Source organism: Rhodanobacter sp. UC4443_H10 (assembly GCF_052978325.1).
Genome location: NZ_CM129668.1, coordinates 90,543 through 114,412 on the forward strand (window position 1 = coordinate 90,543; position 23,870 = coordinate 114,412).

The following is a 23,870-nucleotide window of genomic DNA, read 5'->3' on the forward strand; positions in this document are numbered from 1 at the left end:
CGACATGAGCAAGCACATCAGCACCCGGCGTGAATCGCGCAACGGCGCTTCCGTGGATCGGATCGCACGCTTGCCCTCCGGCAGCCTGCCGCTGCACAGGACCTGGCCGATCAGCTTGTGCATCGGGCTCGCGATCGGCTCGATCGCCGTCAGTCCTGACGCCTTCGCCGGCGGCCCCACCGGCGGCACGGTGGTCGGCGGCACCGGCAGCATCACCCAGAACGGCAACGAGACGGTGATCAACCAGATCTCGCAGCGACTGGCGCTGAACTGGGAGACATTCAACCTCAAGGCCAACGAATCGGTGCTGTTCAACCAGCCCGGGCGCTCGGCGGTGGCGCTCAACCGCATCCTCGATCAGAACCCCAGCCAGATCTTCGGCAAGATCAACTCCAACGGTCAGGTCTTCCTGATCAACACCCACGGCATCATCTTCGGCGCCACGGCACAGATGAATGTCGGCGGCCTGATGGCCAGCACGCTGGACCTCACCCCGAAGGATTTCCTTGCCGGCAACTACAGCCTCAACGCGGTCGGCGCGGGCGCGGGCATCGTCAACCACGGTTTGATTCAGGCCGCCAGCGGCGGCTCCGTCGCACTGGTCGGCGGCAGCGTGGCCAACGACGGCGTGATCCTGGCCAACTACGGCAGCATCAACCTCGACGGCGCCGAACACGCCGTACTCGACTTCGACGGCAACGGCCTGATCAACATCCAGATCACCGGCGAACTGAAGCAGCGCCTGGACGACAAGGAAGCGGCAGTCAGCAACTCCGGCACCCTCAAGGCCGAAGGAGGCACCGTGGTGCTGCAGGCCTCGGCAGCCAAGGATCTGTTCACCAACCTGGTCAACAACTCCGGCGTGATCGACGCCAGCGGCATCAGCACCGACGGCGGCGTGGTGCGGCTGGTGGGCAACGGCGGCAATGTGCAGAGCAGCGGCAGTGTCACCGCCACGGGTGACCATGGCGGGCGCATCGAATTGCTGTCGGACCATGACGTGATGGTCACCGGCGGCACGGTGGATGCTTCAGGTCGCCTGGGTGGCGGAGCCATTCGCGTCGGTGGCGGCGTCCGTGGAGGCGAAGGCCTCGCCGTGGCCGCGCGCACGTACATCGGGCCGGATGCGTCGCTCAACGCCGATGCAACCGGCAAGGGCGACGGCGGCAGCATCGCCGTGTTCTCGCGCGACAACTCGGTCATCGCCGGCGGCTTGTCCGCGCGTGGCGGCATTGACGGCGGCAACGGCGGTTTCGTCGAGACGTCGAGCCACGGCGCGCTCACCATCACCGGTACGCCGCAGGTCTTCGCGCGCAGCGCCGACGGGTTGGGCGGCAACTGGCTGATCGATCCGAACAACATCACGATCGTCGCAGGCGGTGGCAACACCAAGATCAATGCCACCAACCCCTTTGTGTCGACCAACGACGGAGCGTCGCTCGGCGTCGACCTGATCACCGCCGCCTTGACCGGTGGCGCCAGCGTCACGGTCACGACGGGTACGGGGGGCGCCAATTCCGAAGCTGGCGACATCACCCTCAATGCCGACCTCGACTACAACGGCAAGGGAACCAACTCGCTCACGTTCAATGCGGCGAACGACATCGTCATCAACAACAAGATATTCGATTCGGTGCTTGGCGGCGACGTGCTGAACCTGTCGTTGCTCGCCGGCCGCAACATTTCGCTCAACAACGACATCTCGCTGGGCGGTGGTACGGCCACGCTGACTGCGACTGCAGGCAGCATCTCGCGCACTGCGGGCACGATTTCCGGCAGCGCCCTGACTCTCACGGCGGGCGGCACCAATGGCGCGATCGGCGCATCGGGCGCCATCCAGACGGACGTCGACAGCATCGTGTTCAGCGCGAAGGGTACCGGCGCGGTCAACATCGTTGACGCCAATGGCGTGAATGTCAGCGGTACCGCCGGCAGCGGCAACGTCGGCATCACCACCACCACGAGCGATCTGGGCGTGGTGGGTTCGGGCATCGTCACCGCCGGTGGTGCGGTGACGCTCGGAGCCGCCGGCGGCGGCGCGCGCATCAACATCGGCACGGGCGTCGCAGTGGATACCACCAATGGTGTCGCTACCGGCGCAAACGTCAGCCTGGTTGCAGACAACGCCGACATACTCGGAACCATCAATGCCGGCACCGCCGGTATCGTGGCCATCCGGCAGGCTACGGCGGGACGGCTCATTTCGCTGGGCCCCGACGCTCCGTTTCCCGCAGATCCCCAGCTTGGCGTGACGAGTGCCGAACTGGATCAGATCACCGCCAACACGATCGTGATCGGTGACGCCAACAGCGGTGACCTGGGTATCACGGCGGCCATCGCTCCGGCCCACGCCACCACCCTCTCGCTGAATACCGGAGGGACCATCTCGCAAGTGGGGGGAGCCACCATCACGGTCGGCACCCTGACTGGCAGCTCGGCCGGTGCCACCACGTTGGGAGAGGCCAACCAGATCGGCAATCTCGGAAGTTTCACCGCCTCAAGCTTCAGTCTGACCAATGCCGCTGCGCTCACGCTTGTCGGCAACGTGACGACCAGCGGATCACAAACCTACAACACGGCATTGGTGTTGGGCGGCGACCGCGTGTTGAGCGGCAGCGACATCACCTTTGCCTCGACTGTCGACGGCACGCATGCGTTGACCGTGAACGCCAGCGGAATCACCAGGTTCGACGCTGCGGTCGGCGGCACGACGGCGTTGACCAGCCTGATCACGGATGCCGCCGGCAGCACCACGTTGAGTGGCAATGTCGCCACCAGCGGCATGCAGAGCTGGGGCGACGCGCTGACGCTCGGTTCCAATGTCATGCTGACTGGAACGACGATCAGCCTGGCGGCCGTGACAGGTGCCGGCAACAACCTGACGGTGACCGGCAATGCGGTGCTGGCAGGGGCGGTGGCTGGTGTGGGCGTGCTGCAGGTAAGCGGCACGACGAATCTCAATACCGCCAGCGTGAGCACCAGCGGCGACCAGGCCTACAACGGCTCGGTGACGCTGGGTGCCAATGCAACGCTGGCCAGCAGTGGCAGTGGCACGATCGGCTTCGGCTCCACGGTGAATGGCGCGCACACGCTGGCGGTGAACACCGGCGGCGCCGCCAGCTTCGGCGGCGCGGTCGGCGCAACGACGGCACTGACCAGCCTGACGACGAACAGCGGCACGTTCAGCGCGGTCGACCTGACCGTCAACGGCCCGTTGTCGGTCACCACCACGGCCGGAGGGATCACGCAGGGAGCCGGTTTCTACACGGTCAACGGAACATCGACTTTCAACGCCGGCAGCAACGCGATCACGCTGACCTCGCTCAACGACTTCATCGGTGCGGTGAGCCTGACCGGCGGCACCACGCAGATCACCGATGCCAACGCGCTGGCGCTGGGTACCTTGCAAACAGGCAGCCTGACGGTCAGCAGTGGCGGGGCGCTTGACCTGGGCCATGGTTCGGTTGCCGGCGACCTGTCGGCAACTTCAGGGACGTCCATAACGCTCAATGGAGCGCTTGCCGGACTCGGCAACGTGGCGTTCAGCGGATCTGCGCCAAGCGGTACTGGAAGCATCGCCGGCACCGGATCGATTACAGGCATCGGTGGGTCACCGTTTGCGCTTGTCGGCGCCAACCAGGGCACCTCCGGCGGGATCAGCTTCACGGGTTTCATCGCGGCCGACGCCACGGCGGTCACCGGTGCTGCGGGTTTCGACGATGCCAGCAAGGTCAGCCAGGGCATGACCTTCGTCAACGCCACCAGCGTGGGCGGCAGCGGCACGATCGCGAACGTGGTCGGCAGCTTCGCCGACAACACCGGGACCTCGTCGGCGAGCGGCATCGTCTACAGCGGCTTCGATGCGGTGACGGGCACCGGTGGCAGCGTGACCGGCGTGACCGGCAGCTTCAATCTCGGTACGAAGGTGTCCAGCGCGTCGACGCTCGACTACAGCGGCTTCGGCGTCACCACGCTGACCGGCAGCGGGGCCGGTGCCACGATCGCGGGCAGCGGCCAGACCTACACGCTGGACAACACGGTCATCGACCAGGGCAGCAGCGGTGGCGTGACCTGGACGGGGTTCGGCAACATCGCCGATACCAGCGGCACGGTGGCCTTCGGCACCGGCGGCAGCGTCAGTGGCAACGTGACGGCGGCGACGCTGAACTACGGCAGCCACAGCGGTGCCGTGACGTTCGACCTGGCCGATGGCAGCGGCGCGACCACGGGCATCGGCGGGACGTGGGCGGGCGTCACGGCGGTCACGGGCAACGGCAATGGGGCGATTACGGGCAGCAGCACCTTTGCCCTGAGCGGAGCCAACGCGGGCTCGGCGGGCGGTGTTGCCTTCACCGGCTTCACGGCTGCCGACGCGGCGACCATCACCGGTGTCGCGGGTTTCAACAGCGCGGCCAAGAGCAGCCTCGGCATGACCTTCGCCAACGCCACGAGCGTGGCGGGCAGTGGCGCGATCACGAACCTGGGCGGCACCGCGTTCAACCTGAGCGGCACCAAGACGGGCAATGCCGGCGGTGTCGGCTATAGCGGCTTCACCGCGGCCGACACGACGACGGTCACCGGCGCCGCGGGCTTCAACGACGCCACCAGGACCAGCGAAGGCATGACCTTCGTCAACGCCACCAGCGTGGGCGGCAGCGGCACGATCGCGAACGTGGTCGGCAGCTTCGCCGACAACACCGGGACCTCGTCGGCGAGCGGCATCGTCTACAGCGGCTTCGATGCGGTGACGGGCACCGGTGGCAGCGTGACCGGCGTGACCGGCAGCTTCAATCTCGGCACGAAGGTGTCCAGCGCGTCGACGCTCGACTACAGTGGCTTCGGCGTCACCACGCTGACCGGCAGCGGGGCCGGTGCCACGATCGCGGGCAGCGGCCAGACCTACACGTTGGACAACACGGTCATCGACCAGGGCAGCAGCGGTGGCGTGACCTGGACGGGGTTCGGCAACATCGCCGATACCAGCGGCACGGTGGCCTTCGGCACCGGCGGCAGCGTCAGTGGCAACGTGACGGCGGCGACGCTGAACTACGGCAGCCACAGCGGTGCCGTGACGTTCGACCTGGCCGATGGCAGCGGCGCGACCACGGGCATCGGCGGGACGTGGGCGGGCGTCACGGCGGTCACGGGCAACGGCAATGGGGCGATTACGGGCAGCAGCACCTTTGCCCTGAGCGGAGCCAACGCGGGCTCGGCGGGCGGTGTTGCCTTCACCGGCTTCACGGCCGCCGACGCGGCGACCATCACCGGTGCTGCGGGTTTCGACGATGCCAGCAAGGTCAGCCAGGGCATGACCTTCGTCAACGCCACCAGCGTGGGCGGCAGCGGCACGATCGCGAACGTGGTCGGCAGCTTCGCCGACAACACCGGGACCTCGTCGGCGAGCGGCATCGTCTACAGCGGCTTCGATGCGGTGACGGGTACCGGTGGCAGCGTGACCGGCGTGACCGGCAGCTTCAATCTCGGCACGAAGGTGTCCAGCGCGTCGACGCTCGACTACAGCGGCTTCGGCGTCACCACGCTGACCGGCAGCGGGGCCGGTGCCACGATCGCGGGCAGCGGCCAGACCTACACGCTGGACAACACGGTCATCGACCAGGGCAGCAGTGGTGGCGTGACCTGGACGGGGTTCGGCAACATCGTCGATACCAGCGGCACGGTGGCCTTCGGCACCGGCGGCAGCGTCAGTGGCAACGTGACGGCGGCGACGCTGAACTACGGCAGCCACAGCGGTGCCGTGACGTTCGACCTGGCCGATGGCAGCGGCGCGACCACGGGCATCGGCGGGACGTGGGCGGGCGTCACGGCGGTCACGGGCAACGGCAATGGGGCGATTACGGGCAGCAGCACCTTTGCCCTGAGCGGAGCCAACGCGGGCTCGGCGGGCGGTGTTGCCTTCACCGGCTTCACGGCCGCCGACGCGGCGACCATCACCGGTGCCGCGGGTTTCAACAGCGCGGCCAAGAGCAGCCTCGGCATGACCTTCGCCAACGCCACGAGCGTGGCGGGCAGTGGCGCGATCACGAACCTGGGCGGCACCGCGTTCAACCTGAGCGGCACCAAGACGGGCAATGCCGGCGGTGTCGGCTATAGCGGCTTCACCGCGGCCGACACGACGACGGTCACCGGCGCTGTGGGCTTCGACAGCTCGGCCAGGAGCAGTCTCGGCATGACCTTCGCCAACGCCACGAGCGTGGCGGGCAGTGGCGCGATCACGAATCTGGGCAGCACCGCGTTCAACCTGACTGGTACCACGGCAGGCAACGCCGGCGGCATCGACTACAACGGCTTCACCTCAGCCGACACCACCACGGTCACCGGTGCCGCGGGCTTCGACTACACGGCCAAGACCAGCCTGGGCATGGCCTTCGCCAACGCCACGAGCGTGGCGGGCAGTGGCGCGATCACCAACCTGGGCAGCACGGCGTTCAACCTGACCGGCATCATGGCAGGTACGGCAGGCACCACCAGCTTCAACGGCTTCGACGCGGCCGACACCACGGCCGTCACCGGCGCCGCAGGTTTTGACAGCTCGACCAGGAGCAGCCTGGGCATCGCCTTTGCCAATGCCACGAGCGTGGCGGGCAGCGGCGCGATCACGAACCTTGGGGGTACCGCGTTCAATCTGGTCGGCACCAAGACCGGCAATGCCGGTGGCGTCAACTACAGCGGCTTCACCGCGGCCGACACCACGTCCGTCACCGGTGCCGCCGGTTTCGACAGCGCGGCCAAGAGCAGTCTCGGCATGACCTTTGCCAATGCCACGAGCGTGGCGGGCAGTGGCGCGATCACGAACCTTGGCGGCACCGCGTTCAACCTGAGCGGCACCAAGACGGGCAATGCCGGCGGTGTCGGCTATAGCGGCTTCACCGCGGCCGACACGACGACGGTCACCGGCGCCGTGGGCTTCGACGACAACGGCAGGACCAGCGAGGGCATGGCCTTCGCGAACGCCACCAGCGTGGGTGGCAGCGGCTCGATCGCGAACGTGGTCGGCAGCTTCGCCGACAACACGCGTATCTCGTCAGCTAGCGGCATCGCGTACAGCGGTTTCGGTACGGTTACGGGCACCGGCGGCAGCGTGACCGGGGTGACCGGCAGCTTCGATCTCGGCACGAAGGTGTCGAGCGCCTCGGGCATCGACTACAGCGGCTTCAACCTCACTACGCTGGCCGGAAGCGGCGCCGGCGCCACGATTGCCGGCAGCAACCAGACCTACAACCTGACCGGCACAGACGCCGGCAACAACGGCACGCTGAGCTGGACGTCGTTCGGGAACCTGAGCGACAGCGGTGCCGGCACCTTCATGTTCGCGAACGGTGCGGGCGTGTCGGGCATGCTGACTTCCGCTGCCGCAGGCACATTGGATTACAGTGCGTACACGACCGCGGTGAATGTGGACCTGGGAGGCACGGCGACCGGTACCGGGGGCTGGAGCGGGATCACCGCGGCGAAGGGCGGTTCTGCCTCTGACACGATCAGCGGCAGCAGCCAGACCTACAATCTGACCGGCCTCAATGCCGGCAACAGCGGCACCGTGAGCTGGACCTCGTTCGAGAACATTGCCGATGCGGGTATCGGCACGTTGACCGCCAGCAACCAGACCTGGAGCCTGACCGGGCACAACCAGGGCACGGCGACCAATCTGGCAGGCGCCTTCTCCGGCATCGGCAATCTGATCGACACCGGCACCGGCCACTTCCTCATGCACTCGGGCGCTGACGGGGACATCTCCGGCAGCCTCGACGCCGGCATCGACGGAAGCCTGGACTATTCGGGCTACACCACCGCGGTCAACGTGAACCTTGCCGGTGCGGGCTCGACAGGCGTAGGCGGTACAAACTCCGGAATTTCAGCGGTAACGGCGAGTTCGAACCTCGGCATCAGCGGCAATGCGAGCAACGGGCTGACGATCACCACGACGGGCGCCGGAACCACCACAACCCTGGGCGCGACCACGGTCGGAGGCGATCTGAACATCACCGCCAGTGGGGCGGTCTTGCAGACCGGCGGTGCGCTGAGCGTTATCGGCACGAGCACCATCCATGGCGGTTCGAACGCGATCACCCTGACAGGCGGCAGCAACGACTTCGGCGGCACGGTGAATCTCACCGGCGGTGCCACCCAGATCAATGACCTCAATGCACTGACCCTTGGCACGGTGAACACCGGGGCGCTGACGGTGAGTGCGGGCGATCTCACCCTGGCTGGTGCGGTCAATGGCACGGCGGTCAGCCTGACCTCTTCCGGCGCGATCAGCGAAGGCGCAGGCGGCAGCCTCACGGCCACTTCGCTGACCGGTCATTCGGCCGGTACGACGACCCTTGCCGGGACCAATCACATCGGCTCGCTGGGCAGCTTCAGTGCGGCGGGCTTCGCGTTGATCAACGCCCAAGCCTTGACGGTGAATGGCCCGGTAAGTGGCGGTGCGGGTACCGCGCTGACCACGACCGCCGGCAACCTGACGATCAATGGTGCAGTGAGCGGCACCACGACAACGCTGAATTCCGCCGGTGGGATCAGCGAAGGCGGCAGTGGCAGCATCACGGCAGGCACCTTGAGGGGTCAATCCATCGGTGCGACTGCGCTCAACGGCGCAAACCACATCGGCACCTTGGGCAGCTTCAGTGCGGCGGGCTTCGCGTTGACCAACGCGCAGACCCTGGTCGTGGGCGGCACCGTCGACGGGGGGGCCAGCACGGCGTTGACCACGACGAGCGGCGACCTGGCGATCAACGGTCTGGTGAAGGGCGCCACCACCACGCTGGTCTCGGCGGGCGCGATCACCGAAGGCGCCGGCGGCAGCATCACGGCGAACCTGTTGACCGGTCATTCGATCGGAAACACCACACTCGATGGCAACAACCACATCAACATACTGGGCGGCTTCAGCGCAGACTTCAGCCTGACCAACGGTCAGACGCTGACCGTCGAAGGCCCGCTCGATGGTGGCCCGGTCGTGGCGCTGACCACGACGGCCGGCGACCTGATCATCAATGGCACGGTGACCGGCGCCACCACCACGCTGACCTCGGCCGGTGCGATCATCGAAGGCACCCATGGCGTCATCACCGCCGATAACTTGACCGGCAGCTCCGCTGGCAGCACCAGCCTGCTCGGCGCCAACCAGGTGGCAGCCCTGGGCGCATTCGTCAGCGGTGGCGACTTCGCCTTCAACACCATCCGGACCTTGACGGTGAATGATGCACCGTCGGCCAATGGTGGTGCCGGCGACCTTACGCTGACGGCCAGCGGGGCGAACTCGGACCTGATCCTGGCCAGCACCCTGACCGGCAACACGGTTACCTTGGGTGCAGGCCGCAATATCAACCAGACGGCTGGTGCGATCCATGCGAACACGTTGACTGGCAGTTCGGTCGGCAGTACCGCGCTCGGTGGCGCCAACCACATCGGCACGCTGGGCAACTTCACGGCGGCGAACTTCGCGCTGACCAACGCGCAGGCGCTGGCGGTGACGGGCTCCGTGGACGGCGGCGCGAGTACTTCGCTGAAGACCACCAGCGGCAATCTGGCGATCAACGGCACGGTGAAGGGCACGACCACGACGCTGGCCTCTGCTGGCGCAATCACCGAAGGCGCCGGCGGCAGCATTGTCGCCGGCATGTTGACCGGCAGCTCCGCCGGTGCCACCACGCTCAACGGCGCCAACCGCATCGGCACCCTGGGAGGCTTCACGGCCGCCGGCTTCGCCTTGACCAACGCACAGACATTGGCCGTCAGCGGCACGCTGGATGGCGGCGCCAGCACCTCGCTGAAGACCACCAGCGGCGATCTGGCGATCAATGGTCCGGTGAAGGGAACGGCCACCTCGCTCACCTCGGCCGGCGCGATCACCGAAGGCGCGGCGGGCGTCATCACGGCCGGCACCCTGACCGGCAGTTCGGTCGGCGCGACCACGCTCAACGGCGCCAACCAGATCGGCACGCTGGGCAGCTTCACGGCAGCCAATTTCGCCCTGACCAGTGCGCAGGCGCTCACTGTCGACGGTCCGCTGGATGGCGGCGCCAGCACTTCGCTGAAGACCACCAGCGGCGACCTGGCGATCAACGGCTCGGTGAAGGGAACGGCCACCACGCTGACCTCGGCCGGCGCGATCAGCGAAGGCGCCAGCGGCATCATCACGGCCGGCACGCTGAGCGGCAGCGCGGTGGGTCCGACCGTGCTGGGCAGCGCGGGTTCGCCCAACAAGAACATGGTCGACACGCTGGGCAACTTCACTTCGCTGGCCGGCTTCAGCATGACCAACGACAAGACGCTGACACTGGCGTCGGTGGCCGGCAGCGCCTTCACGGTGAACGCGGGCACCTCGCCGTTCTACCTGTCGGTGACCCATGGCGACCTGTTCCAGCTCGGCACGACACCGCTGTATGACGGCATAGGCGTATGGGGTTCCACCGGGCGCCTCGGTTCCAGCTCCCAGCCGATCTACGTGGTGGGCACGGGCCTGCAGAACATCGCCAACGTCGGCCTGCCGCCCGCTTACTTCTATGCGGTGGACAGCTCCGGCAACCTGCTGCCGCTGGGCGGTGGTTTCGCCATCAACGTGCCGACCGCCTCCGGTGCGGGCAGCGCGCAGAACGGCAACCACGGCGACTCCTACATCGACCCGAGCGTGATCACCGCCAACTACCGCTCGTACGGCATCGTGCCTTCCGGCGTGCGCCTGCCGCCCGACCAGCAGAGCGGTTGCGATCCGGATCAGCCGGACCAGGCCGCCTGCCAGGACCCGGACGCACTGGGCATGGTCATGCCATGGCCGAAAGCGCCGCAGTGACCGGCATCGGCAAACTCGGCGCAGGCATCGCGGTGGCGATGCTTGCGCTGGGCCTGACCGGCCCCGCCGCGGGCCAGGCAGCGCCGCAGATCGCGCCGCGGCTGACCGGGGAACTGATCATCACGCAGCTGGACACGGCGCAACACGACCTCGCCGCACGTGCGACCGGGTCGCCTGGCTCCAGTCTCGCGGCAACCAGCCAGAAGCTGGCCGACCTGGGCCGGGACTTGCGCAAGGCGCTGGGCAAGGATCTGGCCAAGCCGATCGACATGCTGGGCAACGAAGAGAAGGCGCAGGCCTACCGCGCCGAAGCCGCCGTGCAGCGCACGCAGGCGTTCCTGGAGGCCAGCAAGGGCTGCCTGGGCCAGGATGTCGCCGCGATGGCGGCTGCACTGGCCCGCACCGTGGCGTTGAAGGCGGCTGCCTCCGGCGGGTCGAAATTGCCGCCGGTGATCAATGGCGTGGAGACGCTGGATCGACGCCCGCTGTTCGTCCTGCATGGCGACGGCGCCGGGGCAGCGTTCGCACTGACCGGGGAAAACCTGCTTGACGCACAGTGCGCCAGCCCGGTGGTCAGCGCGACCGACGCACAGGGCAAGCCGCAGGCGGTGCAGCCGGTGGTGACCGGCGTGTTGCCCAATCGCATCGAATTGAAATTGCCTGCCGGTGCGCTGCCATCGGGCAGCTACGTGCTCAACGTGGTGGCGCAGCGCAAGGTGTTCCTGATGGGCTGCACGGCGCAGCCGCCCACCTCGGCCGTGCTGGAGGTGGCGCCCGCGCCGAAGGTCTCGGTGAGCTACGCGCTGACCCAGACCTGCCCGGCGCCCGGCGGCGGACAGGGTCGCGCCATGCCGGCGGTCACCGGCAGCATGCCCGAGGGTGTAGGGCGGGGCACGGTGGCCAAGTACGTGACGGTCGACGGTTGCGCCGATCCGCTCAGCTACGCGATCAGTGCGACGGTGACGTTCGGCGACGGACACGGCAGCACGGTGGGGCCGATCAGCCAGATCGCCTCGGCCGGCATCACGGCCGGGCTTCCGGGCGGCTTGTCGCTGAGCTGGGACCCTTCGGTGCACCAGCTCGTGGTTCGCCCCGCAGCCAGCAGTTGCAAGGGCGTTTACTGACGAGGTGCCGCGCCCGCCGGACTTGTTCCCGGCGGCGGGCTATTCGTCTTCCGGCGTACCCGACACCACGCGCAGTTCGGAAATGCCGCCCGGCGCGAGATCCCTGAGCAGGTCCATGAAATCCATGCCGACCAGCCGCTGTGCGCGCCGCAACAGCAGCGGTACCGGGCTGGAGGGTTCGCAGCGCATGTAGTAGTCGCAGATCTCGTCGAGCCGGCGCATCACGTCCTGCGGCCCGGCGATCGGACCCGAGGCCCGCGCCGCGTTCGGTGCACCACCCTCCGCGCCACCTTCGCCAGCCCCTTCGCCTTGCACTTCGGCCGGCAGTCGACGCGCCAGCTGCGGGTCGAGGAATTTCTTCAGCTCGTAGATGTCGCTGAGCAGGTTCTTGAAGTCCGGACCCATCGTGCCGACGTGGTCGTTGAACAGGGCGTCGATGGCCTTGGCATGCTCCAGTGACTCGCTGATCGCGGCGGTGGTCTGGACCAGCTCCTCCTCCGCGCAATCCATGCAGCACGCTTCCATCTCGGTGATGCTCGGCTCGGGGCCGTCGCCGGGCGTGGTGACCTTCAGCGTGCCGTTGGCGATGCGCAGGTCGCGCAGGCTGAAACGGCCCATGCGCGGCGACTGCACGAACGGCGTGGTGCGGAAATAACCGAGCACACCCTGCAGGTCGTTCAGCGGCACCACCGCGTTGACGCGCATGGTCGGGTCGTTGTTGTCCTCCGCGTCCAGCTGCGGATGCACGGTGTCCCAGAATTGTTCCAGCAGGCCACGGATCAGCCCCAGCCCGGCGCTCCAGCCGGGCATGCCGGAGCTGCGCATCCAGGCCGTGGTCAGGTGCACCGCCGGGCGCAAATCCTTGGAGCGTTGCAGGATCGCCTCGGACAGCTCGACGACTTTCTCCCAGTCCGGCTCCTCGGCAGCCTTGACCGCATCGCCCACGGCGCGCTCGGCCTTGGGCGCGGCGGCGCGCTCCAGGGCGAGAAACTCCGGGTCGTACTCGAGATCCGGTCCGGCCGGCGATTCGTCGGATACCGGGGCCAGCAACGGCTCCAGATTGTATCGCGCCATGGATCTCCCCCCGTGGTCGAATGGTCCCCCATTATCGCCCATCGGCGGCGCAAAACCAGTCGCAGGCGTGGTGGCCGGCGACGCCGGGATCAACGTGCAAAGCGGCGAATCCAGGCCACGTAATCATCGACGAAACCTTGCAGGAACTTGCGCGTGGAGTCGTTGGCGATGCTGCCGTCATCGGCGATCAAGTCCTCCTTGAAGTGGATGAATACCTCCGGCTGGGCCAGCGTGGGCACGTCCAGATAGGCCAGCACGTTGCGCAGGTGCTGCTGCGCCATCGCGGTGCCGGTCGAGCCGATCGAGGTGCCGATCACCGCCGCCGGTTTGCCGGCGAACGAGTTGGTGCCCCAGGGGCGCGAGGCGATGTCGATCGCGTTCTTCAGCACGCCCGGGATCGAGCGGTTGTACTCGGGCGTGACGAACAGCAGCCCGTCCGCCCCTTCGATATCCTTCTTCAGCCGCGTGGCGGTGGCCGGGTAGGCGGCGTCGAAATCCTGCGAGTACAGCGGCAGGTCGTTGATCTGGATGTGGCGGAACGCAAGGTCGCCCGGTGCCAGTTTCTCCACTGCGCGGGCCAGTCGACGGTTGAACGAATCTGCACGCAGGCTGCCTACCAGCACGGCAATCTTGATCTGGCTCATGTTCGGCTCCTCGTGGGGATGTGGAAGAATGGACGTCCGGCCAATGTACTGCGCCGTCGGGTTAAAAGCGCATGAACCCGACCGCACCCGCGCTGGCAGCCTGTACTCTTTGCCGTTCGCCGCAGCGGCCGCCTTTCATCGACCGAATCGAATCGCCATGCAATCCATCGAAACCCTGATCGACGACGCCTTCGAGCGTCGCCACGCACTCACCCCATCCGAGATCGAAAGCCATCTGCGGCCGGCCGTGGGGCAGGTGCTCGACCTGCTCGAATCCGGCGAGCGCCGCGTCGCCGAGCCGGACGGCCACGGCGGCTGGACGGTGAACCAGTGGCTCAAGAAGGCCGTGCTGCTGTACTTCCGCATCAACGACAACCGCGTGGTCGACGGCGGCCCGGCGCAGGCGTTCGACAAGGTGCCGCTGCGCTTCGCCCACGGCAATGACGCCGAACTGCAGCAGCTCGGTGCGCGCGTGGTGCCCGGCGCGCTGGTGCGCCGCGGCGCGCACATCGCGAAGGATGCGGTGCTGATGCCCAGCTACGTCAACATCGGCGCCTGCGTCGGCGCCGGCACCATGGTCGACACCTGGGCCACGGTGGGTTCCTGCGCGCAGATCGGCGCGGGCGTGCACCTGTCCGGCGGCGTCGGCATCGGCGGCGTGCTGGAGCCGTTGCAGGCCAACCCCACCATCATCGAGGACGGCTGCTTCATCGGCGCGCGCTCCGAGGTGGTCGAGGGCGTGGTAGTGGAGAAGGGCAGCGTGATCGGCATGGGGGTTTTCCTGGGCCAGTCCACCCGCATCTACAACCGCGCGACCGGCGAGGTGAGCTACGGCCGCGTACCGGCCGGCAGCGTGGTGGTGGCCGGCAGCCTGCCGGCGAAAGACGGCTCGCACAGCCTGTACTCCGCCATCATCGTCAAGCAGGTGGATGAAAAAACCCGCAGCAAGACCAGCATCAACGACCTCCTGCGAGCTGCCACATAGGAGCCCACTCGCGGCCGATGCCCTGGCGGGCATCGGGATTCGGGATTCGCAGAAGCAAGAGCATCGCCCGCGAGCGGGCTCCTACAGGAAGGAAGATCGGGATGACGACTGTTTATGGATTGCCCACTTGCGACACCTGCCGCAAGGCGCGCAACTGGCTGGTCCGCTTCGAGGTGCCGCATGATTTCGTCGACTACCGCGCCAACCCGCTGCCGGCGTCGACGCTGAAGGACTGGGCGGCGCAGCTCGGCGGCTGGGAGAAGCTGGTAAACAAGTCCTCCACCACCTGGCGCAACCTGCTGCCGCAGCGCAAGAACCCCGGCAGCGACCCGGAGTGGACACTGCTGCTGAAGGAATATCCCGCGCTGATCCGCCGTCCGGTGGTGGTGCGGGACGACGGCACGGTGAGCGTGGGCTTCACCGACAACGGCTTCAAGAAGCTGTTCGGGCGCTGACGTGTCGATGCGGCTTTCGAAGATCGGGTTGGTGGCGACGATCGCACTGTGGCTGGCGCTGGTCGCGTTCGGCAACCTCACCGACTACGGCAGCAACCTGGTCTTCGTGCAGCATGTGCTGGCGATGGATTCGATCTTCCCCGACGCCGCCATCCACTACCGCGCGATCCATGCACCGCTGCTGCAGCATGCCGCCTACGTTCTGATCATCGCCGCCGAAGCACTGGCCGCCGTCCTGTGCGGCGCCGGCGCCTGGCGCATGTGGCGCGCGCGCCGTGCGCCTGCGACGGCGTTCCGGTGCGCCGGTCAGCTCGCCGTGGCCGGCCTGGGCGTCGGCGTGCTGTTGTGGCTGGGCGGCTTCATGGCGATCGGCGGCGAATGGTTCGGCATGTGGATGTCCACGCAGTGGAACGGGCTGGGCAGCGCATTCCGCTTCGTCGTCGTGTTGCTGCTGGCGCTGGTCTGGCTCGGCCAGCGCGACGACGAGCTCGGTGATTGACGATGACCCACGGCCGCACCCGCCGCTTCCGCAACAACCTGCGCATCGAGCGCGACAACGCCGCGCTGTACGCGCGGCTGGCCGAGCTGGCCGACGACCCGCAACTTCAGCACGCCTACCGGCGCATCGCCGCGGGCGAGCGCGGCAATGCGCAATTCTGGGAGGCGCGCCTGCGCGAACTGGGCGAGGCCGTGCCGCGGCAGCGGATCGGCCTGCGCGTGCGCGCGCTCAGCTGGTTTGCGCGACGCTTTGGCACCGAGTTCGTGATGCCGACCGTGGTGCGGTTGGCGCACGCGGATCATGAGGCCACGCCGGTCGACCGCAGCGGCCACCGCGACCACTTTCCGTTGCCGCGTCCGGCCGGTCCGCACGGGTTGCGCCATCGCGCGCAGAGCGGCAACACCTTGCGCGCCGCCGTGCTCGGCGCCAACGACGGGCTGGTGTCCAACGTCAGCCTGGTGATGGGCATGGCCGGCGCCGCCACCGGCGATCGCGCCGTGCTGCTGGCCGGCCTGGCCGGCCTGGTCGCAGGCGCGTGCTCGATGGCCCTGGGCGAGTGGCTGTCGGTCAACAGCTCGCGCGAGTTCTACCAGGCGCAGATCACCGAGCGCGCCGAACGCCTGGCGGTGGCCCCGGAAGATGGCCGCGAACACATCGCCGGCATCTATCGCGACAAGGGGCTGGAACCGGCGGCGGCCGAGCACCTCGCCGAACACGTGACCGAAACGCCGCGCGCGGCGCTGGACATGCTGGTGCGCGAGGATCTCGGCGTCGACCCGGCCGAGCTGGGCGGCTCGGCCTACGGCGCGGCGACCTCCTCGTTCTGCCTGTTCGCCTGCGGCGCGCTGTTTCCGGTGGCGCCGTATTTCTTTCTGGGCGGACAAGCGGCATTGCTGGCCAGCGTGGCTTCCACTGCTGGCGGATTGGCGCTGATCGGTATCGGCACCTCGCTGTTCACCGGGCGCAGCATGCTGTTCTCGATCGCCCGGCAATTCGTCATCACCAGTGTCGCGGCCGCGATCACTTTTGGCGTGGGGCATTTGCTGGGCGTGGTGCTGAGCTAGCTTGGTATGCTGCGGCATCCCCCGGCACTGCGCAGGAACCCCATGTCCGACGTGCTCGAACTTGCCCGCGACCTCATCCGCCGTCGTTCGGTGACGCCGGAAGACGCCGGTTGCCTGCCCTTGATCGGCGAGCGCCTGGAACACGCCGGCTTCCGCGTCGAGCACCTGCGCTACGGCGAGGTCGACAACCTGTGGGTCACCCATGGCGCCGCCGGTCCGACACTGGCCTTTCTCGGCCACACCGACGTGGTGCCCAGCGGTCCGGAAGCCGCGTGGCAAAGCCCGCCGTTCGAACCGACCATCCGCAATGGCCGTCTATACGGCCGCGGCGCGGCGGACATGAAAGGCTCGGTGGCGGCGATGGTGGTCGCGCTGGAGCAGTTCGTGGCCGCGCATCCCGATCATCGCGGCCGACTCGGCCTGCTGCTGACCAGCGACGAGGAGGGTCCGACCAATCTCGACGGGGTGCGCCGCGTGGTCGAGCATTTCCGCGGGCGCGGCGAGCGCATCGACTGGTGCGTGGTGGGCGAGCCATCCTCGAAGGAAACACTCGGCGACCTGATTCGCGTCGGACGTCGCGGCTCGCTGTCCGGCACGCTCGTCGTGCGCGGCGTGCAAGGCCACGTGGCGTATCCCGAGAAGGCGCTCAACCCGATCCACGCCTTCGCTCCCGCCATGGCCGAACTCGCCGCCGAGCGCTGGGACGAGGGCAATGCGGATTTCCCGCCCACCTCGTTCCAGGTCTCCAACCTCAACGCCGGCACCGGCGCGAACAACGTGATCCCCGGTGAACTCGTCGCGCTGATCAATTTCCGCTACTGCACCGCCAGTCGCGCCGACGACCTGCGCGCGCGCACCGAGGCGATCCTGCATCGCCATGGACTCGACTTCGCACTCGACTGGAATCTCTCCGGCGAACCCTTCCTCACCCCGCCCGGCGGCGTGTTGCGCGAAACCGTGGTGGCAGTCTGCCGCGAGCTGTGCGGCATCGATCCCGAACAGAGCACCGGCGGCGGCACCTCGGACGGCCGCTTCATTGCCCCGATGGGTGCCGAAGTTGTCGAGCTCGGCCCGGTCAACGCCACCATCCACAAGGTGGACGAGTGCGTGGACGTGGCGGAGCTGGAGAAACTGCCGGCAGTGTATCGGGTGTTGTGCGAGCGGTTGCTGGCCCGGACCTGACCTGACGATGACGCTTCAACAGGCGAGTCTCGACCGCCGTGGCGGTGCCTGCATCAGGCAAGTCAACGCATCCGGATCAGCGCCTCAATGTCGTGGTTGGCCATCCGCATCCCGCCGCACCGTCGGCGGCGTGGCCTCGTGCGGCTGGCCGCCCTTGAGCCCCTGGCGGAAATCGGCGATGGCGCTGCCGAGGTCGCGGCCGACGTTGCGCAGCTTGCCGGTGCCGAACACCAGCAGCACCAGCACCAGCAGCACGATCCAGTGCGAAAAACTGTTCAGTCCGAGCATGGGTGAATTCTCGTCAGGGAAGGGGGTGGGCTGGCGTCGCCGGCGCGGCAGATGCAGCCGGTGAGTGCAGCGTGGCGGGCAGGGCGGAGGATGCCGCGGGTGCGGCCAGGCATTGCAGCGGGCCACGCGCGCCGGCGGCCTGGGCAGGGCAGCGGTAATCCAGCGTGGCCACCAGCGCGGGCGTGACTTCGTCGAAAGCGAGCACGGCGCCGCCGTGTTGGTGCACGAAGGCTTCCGCTGCCGCGCGGCTGGCGAATGGCGCCAGCGTCGGTCCCATCGAGCCGGGCAGCGGCTGCCAGGCCACGTAGAACGCGCGGCGCGCGTCGATGAAGCTGGCCGCGGCATGGCTGGGCTGGCGCCAGTCGATATGCGCGCTGTCCTGCACGTACAGCTCCTGCAGCGCGGACTGGTTCTCCGGTTGCAGCACGTAGGCGAAGAAATCGCGGGTGGAGTCGAACACCAGCGGCTTGGTGCGTCCGCTCACCCAGGCTTCCGCTCGGGGTCCAGGCGAGCCGTCCAGGTACATGCCGCACACGGCACAGGCGTCGTCCGGGTGGGTGTCGACCGCGTGCTGCGCAGGCGCGTGGCCGCCGTCGCAGCCGGCGAGCAGGGCCAGCGCAAGGGCCAGCGCGGCCGGGCGGGTGCAGCGGAGCGTGGGGTGGATGCGCATGCGGTTCTCCTCAGACTTCCTTGCGCCGGAACGCGAACAGCGCCCACGCAAACGGCAGCACCGCCCAGGCCAGCATCGCCAGGCCCAGCAGCAGCGGCGGGTAGCCGTGGTGGGCAGTCATGCCGGTGAGCAGGTCGTTGCCGGCGCCGTCGCCCAGCGCGGTCAGGTTGACCAGGCGGAACACGTCGACCGGGTTGAGCAGCAGCAGGTACGGATACACCGCCCGCTCGACCGGATTGCCGCCGCTGACCACCAGCAGCGCCAGCAGCGCGAGGTCGAACAGCACCACGCTGGCGAGCCAGCCGATCAGCGCCAGGCCGGCGGCGCGCGACTTGTCGGCGGTCTGCACGCTGATCAGGCAGGCCAGCCCGACGAAGCAGGCGCCCAGCAGCGAGGCGCTGAGGATGAAGCGGCCGATGTGCAGCCACGCCTGCAGCGTCTGCGCGGGCGGCTGCATCCACTGCATGATCGCCACGGCCACGCCGAAACCGGCGAGCGTGGCGGCGGCCAGCGCGCCGCAGTGGCCGAGGAACTTGCCGGCCACCAGTTGGCCGCGTGAGAGCGGGTAGCTCAGCATCAGCAGCAGGGTGCCGTCGTCGCGCTCGCCGACGATGGCGTCGTAGGCGATCAGCAGGCCGATCAGCGGGATCACGAACGCGCCCAGCGTGGTCAGGCTGGCCAGCGTGGCGTCGAACGAGGTGAAGCCCACGCGCCCGGCCGCGGCGCTGCCGAACCAGGCGATGCCCAGCGCCAGCAGCGCGAACAGGATGGTCAGCGCCACCGTCCAGCGGTTGCGGAAGTCGTCGCGGAACTCCTTCCCGGCGACGGTCAGCACGGTGTTCATGCGCAGACCTCCGCCGTGGTGTGCTGGCCGGCGCCCAGCCAGTCGTAGAGCTGCGCCAGGGTAGGCTCGCGCACGTCGAGGTCGGCCACCGCGGGGTCGGCCAGCAGTTCACGCAGCACCGGCAGCTTGCCGGCGCGCGGCACTTGCAGTTCCAGCAGGCCGTCCGGGCGCAGCAGTGCGGGCAGGCCGCGTGCGTCCAGCCGGACCAGCAGCCCACCGGCAGCGTCCTCGCGCGGGCGCAGCAGCAGGCGTGCGGGCAGCGCGGCCTGCTCGCCCAGCGCGTCGAGGCTGCCGGCGGCGAGCAGGCGGCCCTGGCGCAGGATCAGCGCGCCGTCGATGTGCGGCTCCAGCTCGGCCAGCAGGTGCGAGGAGAGCAGCACGCTGCGCCCGTCCGCGCGCAGCTCGCCGACGATGCGGTACAGCTCGCGCGAGGCCTGCGGGTCGAGCCCGGTGGTCGGCTCGTCCAGCAGCACCAGTTCCGGCGAGCCCAGCAACGCCTGGGCCAGGCCCAGGCGCTGGCGCATGCCCTTGGAGTAGGTGCCGATGCGCCGGTCGGCGGCGTGCGCCAGGCCCACGCGCTCCAGTAGCGCCGCGACCTGGCCGCGCGGCGCCTGCTTCAGCCGGGCCAGGTAGTCGAGCAGTTCGCGCCCGCTGAGGCTGGCGTAGAAGGTGGCGTTCTCGGGCAGGTAGCCGATGCGCCGGCGCAGCGCGTGCGCGCGCCACGGCGACTGGCCGAGCACATCGAGCCGGCCGTCGCTGGGCGCGATCAGGCCGAGGATCAGCTTGATCAGGGTGGACTTGCCGGCGCCGTTGTGGCCGAGCAGGCCGATCACCCGGCCGCGCGGCACGCAGGCGCTGATGCCGTCGAGCGCGGCCAGCGTGCCGTAGCGCTTGGCCAGCGCCTCGAATTCAATCGCGTGGTTCATGGTCGGGCCGGAAGGAGGAGGGGGCTTTCATCAGCGGGCGGCTGTCCTGCACCGAGGGCGGCGTGAACACGGGGAACGCGCGCTGCACGTAGCGCAGCAGCAGCACCGCGGGGCTGGACATCAGGTTGCGTGCGGAGGGGTATTTCCACAGCAGCACGTCGACGCCGTCGTTGGGGCGGAACGGCACGTCGCCGACGCCGTCGGCATCCAGGTCCCAGCCGAGGTAGTCGCTCCAGAAATTGCCGCGGCCGTGCGCCGACCACTCCTGGGCGAGGTTCTGCACGTACTTCACCTGGATGCGGTTGTCCTGGAAATGGTTGCCCCACAACCGGTTGTTCTCCGAGCCGGCGGTGACGTGGATGCCGATCTGCGAGTCGGCGACGAGGTTGTCGTGGAAGTCGTTGAACTGCGACAGGTAGACGAACAGGCCCTTGCCCTCGGTGCCGTCGATCAGCCCGCCCCGGGTGTCGCGCTGGCCGTTGATCCGGCGTATCAGGTTGCCGGCGATCTCGCTGTGCGAGATGTAGTTGAGCAGGAAGCCGTAGGATTCGTCGTCCTCGGCGGTATTGCCGATCACCTTGAGGTGATCGGACGACATCAGCGCATAGCCGGCCAGGTTGCCGCGGCTGACGTTGTCCCGCAGCAGGTTGTGCTGGGAATACATGTAGTGGATGCCGTAGCGCACCTCGTGCACCACGTTGCGCGCGATGGTGTTGTGCGGGCTGACGTAGACGTAGATGCCGTCGCGCGAGTCGGCCACGTCGTTGCCCTCGATGGTGCAGCCGGTGTCGTTCCACATGTGGATGCCGTCGCCGCGGTCGGCCACGCGCAGCGAGCGCATGCCGCGGATCACGTTGTGCGCCACGCGCACGTTGGCCGCGCCGTCGAGGTAGACGCCGAACAGGCTCTGCTCGATGTGGTTGCCCTCGAGTGTGACGTCGCGCGCCTGGCGCTCGACGAAGATGCCGGCGTTCATCGCGGTGAGATCGGTGCCGCTATGGCGGATGGTCAATCCACGCACGGCGACCTGCGCGGCGCCGATGCGCACCACGTCGCCTTCGCCGCCGCCGTCGAGAACGGCGCCGGGTTCGCCGACGAGGGTGACCGGCTTGTCCAGCCGCAGGTGCACCACGTGCACGCCGGTCGGCACGCTGATGGTGGTACCCGGCGGCGCCGCGACCACGATCTGCTCCAGCGACTCGCGCGCATGCACCGGCGCCGCCGGCGGCCATGCCAGCATCAGGAACGCGAGGAAACGAAGTGCATGCATGGAAACGGCGATCCGCTCGTGCCGCCGCGCACTGCGCGGCGGCACGACGCGGCTCACGCCTCGACCAGCATCCGCCCGCTCATCTCCATGTGCATCGCATGGCAGAAGAACGTGCAGTAGTACCAGAACACCCCCGCCTTGTCGGCGGTGAAGGTGGTCGAGGCGGTGGCGCCCGGGCTGATCTCCATGTTGATGCCGTAGTTGACGATGCAGAAGCCGTGGCTGACGTCCTCCACCGCGTCGATGTTGGTCACCACCACGGTCACCTCATCGCCCTTCTTCACCTTGAAGCTGCCCATGCTGAAGATCGGCGCGGCCGAGGTCATGTACACGAACACCTTGCGGCCCTCGCGGATGACCTTGCTGTCGGACAGCACGTTGACGCCGTGCTTCTTCGCCATCGCCACCGTCTCGGCGAAGAACGGATCGTCGCGATCCCAGCTCTTCCTGACCTTGTCGATCAGCTGCCGGCGGTGCAGCAGGATCACGTCGTGCGGTTCGGCGTAGACCGGGCCGTCGGCGACCAGCTTCATGGTCTCGCCGGAGATGTCGATCAGCTGGTCGTTGTCCGGATGCAGCGGGCCGGTGGGCAGGAAGCGGTCCTTGGAGAACTTGTTCAGCGACACCAGCCACTTGCCGTCGGCATCGCGGGTCTCGCCCATCGAGGTGTGGCAGTGGCCGGGCTGGTAGGCCACGTCGATCTTCTGGCGCAGGTAGTTGACCTTCTTGCCGTCGTGGGCGGCGATCGCGTCGGCGATGTTCCACTTGGCGATCTGGCTGTCGATGAACAGCGTGGTGTAGGCGTTGCCGCGGCCGTCGTAGGCGGTGTGCAACGGACCCAGGCCCAGTTCGGGCTCGGCCACCACCGTATCGCGCGGGTCCTTCAGCTTGCCGGCGAAGCAGTCGTCGATGCGGCTCCACTCCATCACGGTGACGGTGGGCGAGAGCTTGCCGTTGGCCACCACGTACTTGCCGTCGGGGCTGGCGTTGATCCCGTGCGGGTTCTTCGGGATCGGGATGTAGAGGGTCAGCGGCGAGCCGTGGCGACCGTCCAGCACCGGCACCTTGGAGCTGCCGATGGTCTTGAACTCGCCCTTCTTCACCGCTGCCTCGATGCGCGCGATGTTGAACACCACAGCCCAGTCGCGCTCGGCCTGCATCGTGCCGGGCAGGTCCATGCCGCCCTCGCTGTTGTAGCAGGTGGAGATGGCGTACTTGCCGGCGTAGTCGGCCTCGGTGTTGTCCAGGTTGCCGTCCACCAGCACCTGCCAGACGACTTCCATGGTGTCGCCGTCGAGCGCGCTGAACATGGTCTGGTACTTTTTCGGATCGTCCAGGTCGCGCCCGTCGTTCGGCGCCGGGACCAGGAACTCGCCGTTGGCGAACACGTAGCCGGTGCGCGGCGCGCGCTGCACGCGCAGGCCGTGGATCGCCTGCACGTTGGGCACGTCGGTGATGCGGTCGGTGCGCATCACGTCGCAGCGGATGCGCGCGACGCGGGTGTGCGCCTTGTCGTTGATGAAGATGTAGCGGCCGTCGTAGTGGCCGTCGGTCTGGCTCATGTGCGGGTGGTGGCAGTCGCCGCCGGGCGGGAAGTTCGGGCCGAGCACGCGCTTGCTCTCGTTGGTGACGCCCCAGCCGATGGTGAAGTCGGGGTTGAACACCGGGATGCGCATCAGCTCGCGCATCGAGGGCACGCCCACCAGGCGCACCTCGCCGGACTGGCCGCCGCTCCAGAAGCCGTAGTACTCGTCGAGCTGGCCGGGCGGCACGTGGTCGGAAGCGGCTTCGTGCTCGCCGTGCTCGCGCTGGCGTTCGCCATCGTGTCCGGCGGCGGCACCTTCCGCGCCACCGTGGTCCCCTTTGCGACCGCAGCCCGCCAGTGCCAGTCCCGCCGCGCCGGCCAGGCCGGCCAGTGCGCTGTTCTTCATGAAGTTGCGACGCGCGGGGTCGGTGCCTTCCGCGTCAGCTTCGGGTTTGTTCTTCGATTCGTCGTGCATGGCTTTTCATCCGCAGAGGCAGGTGACGTGGG

Annotated in this window: 15 protein-coding genes; 7 read left to right on the forward strand and 8 right to left on the reverse strand. The window is 68.2% G+C overall.

From position 1 onward, the window contains the following. Positions 1 to 4 precede the first annotated feature (4 nt). Both ACVCMB_RS00445 and ACVCMB_RS00450 read left to right on the forward strand, forming a co-directional pair. Positions 5 to 10,813, forward strand: coding sequence for a filamentous hemagglutinin N-terminal domain-containing protein (locus ACVCMB_RS00445; protein WP_447105830.1), 10,809 nt, complete (start codon positions 5 to 7; stop codon positions 10,811 to 10,813). Then, entirely contained in the window at positions 10,792 to 11,937 is a 1,146-nt protein-coding gene (locus tag ACVCMB_RS00450; RefSeq protein WP_447105831.1) for a hypothetical protein, read from the forward strand. Before ACVCMB_RS00445 ends, ACVCMB_RS00450 begins: the two co-directional genes overlap by 22 nt. Positions 11,938 to 11,976: 39 nt before the next feature. Here ACVCMB_RS00450 and tssA read toward each other — a convergent pair whose 3' ends face one another. Next, positions 11,977 to 13,011, reverse strand: a complete 1,035-nt coding sequence (tssA, locus tag ACVCMB_RS00455) for a type VI secretion system protein TssA (RefSeq protein ID WP_447105832.1) — start codon at positions 13,009 to 13,011, stop codon at positions 11,977 to 11,979. A gap of 89 nt (positions 13,012 to 13,100) precedes the next feature. After that, positions 13,101 to 13,655, reverse strand: a complete 555-nt coding sequence (locus ACVCMB_RS00460; RefSeq protein WP_447100678.1) for an NADPH-dependent FMN reductase — start codon at positions 13,653 to 13,655, stop codon at positions 13,101 to 13,103. A gap of 28 nt (positions 13,656 to 13,683) precedes the next feature. Between ACVCMB_RS00460 and dapD the strand changes: the two genes are divergently transcribed. The 5 genes from dapD to dapE all read left to right on the forward strand — a co-directional run bounded on the left by dapD (position 13,684) and on the right by dapE (position 17,840). Then, positions 13,684 to 14,640, forward strand: coding sequence for a 2,3,4,5-tetrahydropyridine-2,6-dicarboxylate N-succinyltransferase (dapD, locus tag ACVCMB_RS00465; protein ID WP_447105833.1), 957 nt, complete (start codon positions 13,684 to 13,686; stop codon positions 14,638 to 14,640). Between the two features lie 101 nt (positions 14,641 to 14,741). Then, the gene (locus tag ACVCMB_RS00470; protein ID WP_395117336.1) at positions 14,742 to 15,095 is read left to right on the forward strand and encodes a Spx/MgsR family RNA polymerase-binding regulatory protein; all 354 of its coding nucleotides are present in this window, start codon (positions 14,742 to 14,744) and stop codon (positions 15,093 to 15,095) included. 7 nt (positions 15,096 to 15,102) lie between these two features. Next, positions 15,103 to 15,594: a DUF2165 family protein gene (locus tag ACVCMB_RS00475; RefSeq protein ID WP_447099475.1), complete on the forward strand. Its 492-nt coding sequence runs from the start codon at positions 15,103 to 15,105 to the stop codon at positions 15,592 to 15,594. A 2-nt stretch (positions 15,595 to 15,596) separates the two neighbouring features. Then, complete coding sequence (locus tag ACVCMB_RS00480; RefSeq protein ID WP_447105834.1) at positions 15,597 to 16,658, forward strand: VIT1/CCC1 transporter family protein; 1,062 nt, start codon at positions 15,597 to 15,599, stop codon at positions 16,656 to 16,658. Positions 16,659 to 16,700: 42 nt separating this feature from the next. Beyond that, positions 16,701 to 17,840 (forward strand): succinyl-diaminopimelate desuccinylase, encoded by a 1,140-nt coding sequence (gene dapE, locus ACVCMB_RS00485; protein WP_447105835.1) that lies wholly within the window; start codon positions 16,701 to 16,703, stop codon positions 17,838 to 17,840. 84 nt (positions 17,841 to 17,924) lie between these two features. On the opposite strand, the gene tatA is transcribed toward dapE, so the two are convergent. Genes tatA through nosZ form a run of 6 tightly spaced genes read right to left on the reverse strand, consistent with a single transcriptional unit; the run spans position 17,925 to position 23,838 of the window. Further along, entirely contained in the window at positions 17,925 to 18,128 is a 204-nt protein-coding gene (tatA, locus tag ACVCMB_RS00490) for a twin-arginine translocase TatA/TatE family subunit (protein WP_447105836.1), read from the reverse strand. Positions 18,129 to 18,141: 13 nt separating this feature from the next. Next, entirely contained in the window at positions 18,142 to 18,798 is a 657-nt protein-coding gene (locus ACVCMB_RS00495) for a nitrous oxide reductase accessory protein NosL (RefSeq protein WP_447105837.1), read from the reverse strand. Between the two features lie 10 nt (positions 18,799 to 18,808). Beyond that, positions 18,809 to 19,642 carry an ABC transporter permease gene (locus ACVCMB_RS00500; protein WP_447105838.1) on the reverse strand — a complete coding sequence of 278 codons (834 nt, stop codon included), beginning with the start codon at positions 19,640 to 19,642 and terminating at the stop codon, positions 18,809 to 18,811. Beyond that, entirely contained in the window at positions 19,639 to 20,568 is a 930-nt protein-coding gene (locus tag ACVCMB_RS00505; RefSeq protein WP_447105839.1) for an ABC transporter ATP-binding protein, read from the reverse strand. Before ACVCMB_RS00505 ends, ACVCMB_RS00500 begins: the two co-directional genes overlap by 4 nt. Further along, the gene (locus ACVCMB_RS00510; RefSeq protein WP_447105840.1) at positions 20,552 to 21,838 is read right to left on the reverse strand and encodes a nitrous oxide reductase family maturation protein NosD; all 1,287 of its coding nucleotides are present in this window, start codon (positions 21,836 to 21,838) and stop codon (positions 20,552 to 20,554) included. The genes ACVCMB_RS00505 and ACVCMB_RS00510 overlap by 17 nt, the downstream gene beginning before the upstream one ends. A 53-nt stretch (positions 21,839 to 21,891) precedes the next feature. Continuing rightward, entirely contained in the window at positions 21,892 to 23,838 is a 1,947-nt protein-coding gene (nosZ, locus tag ACVCMB_RS00515; protein ID WP_447105841.1) for a TAT-dependent nitrous-oxide reductase, read from the reverse strand. Positions 23,839 to 23,870: the final 32 nt, after the last annotated feature.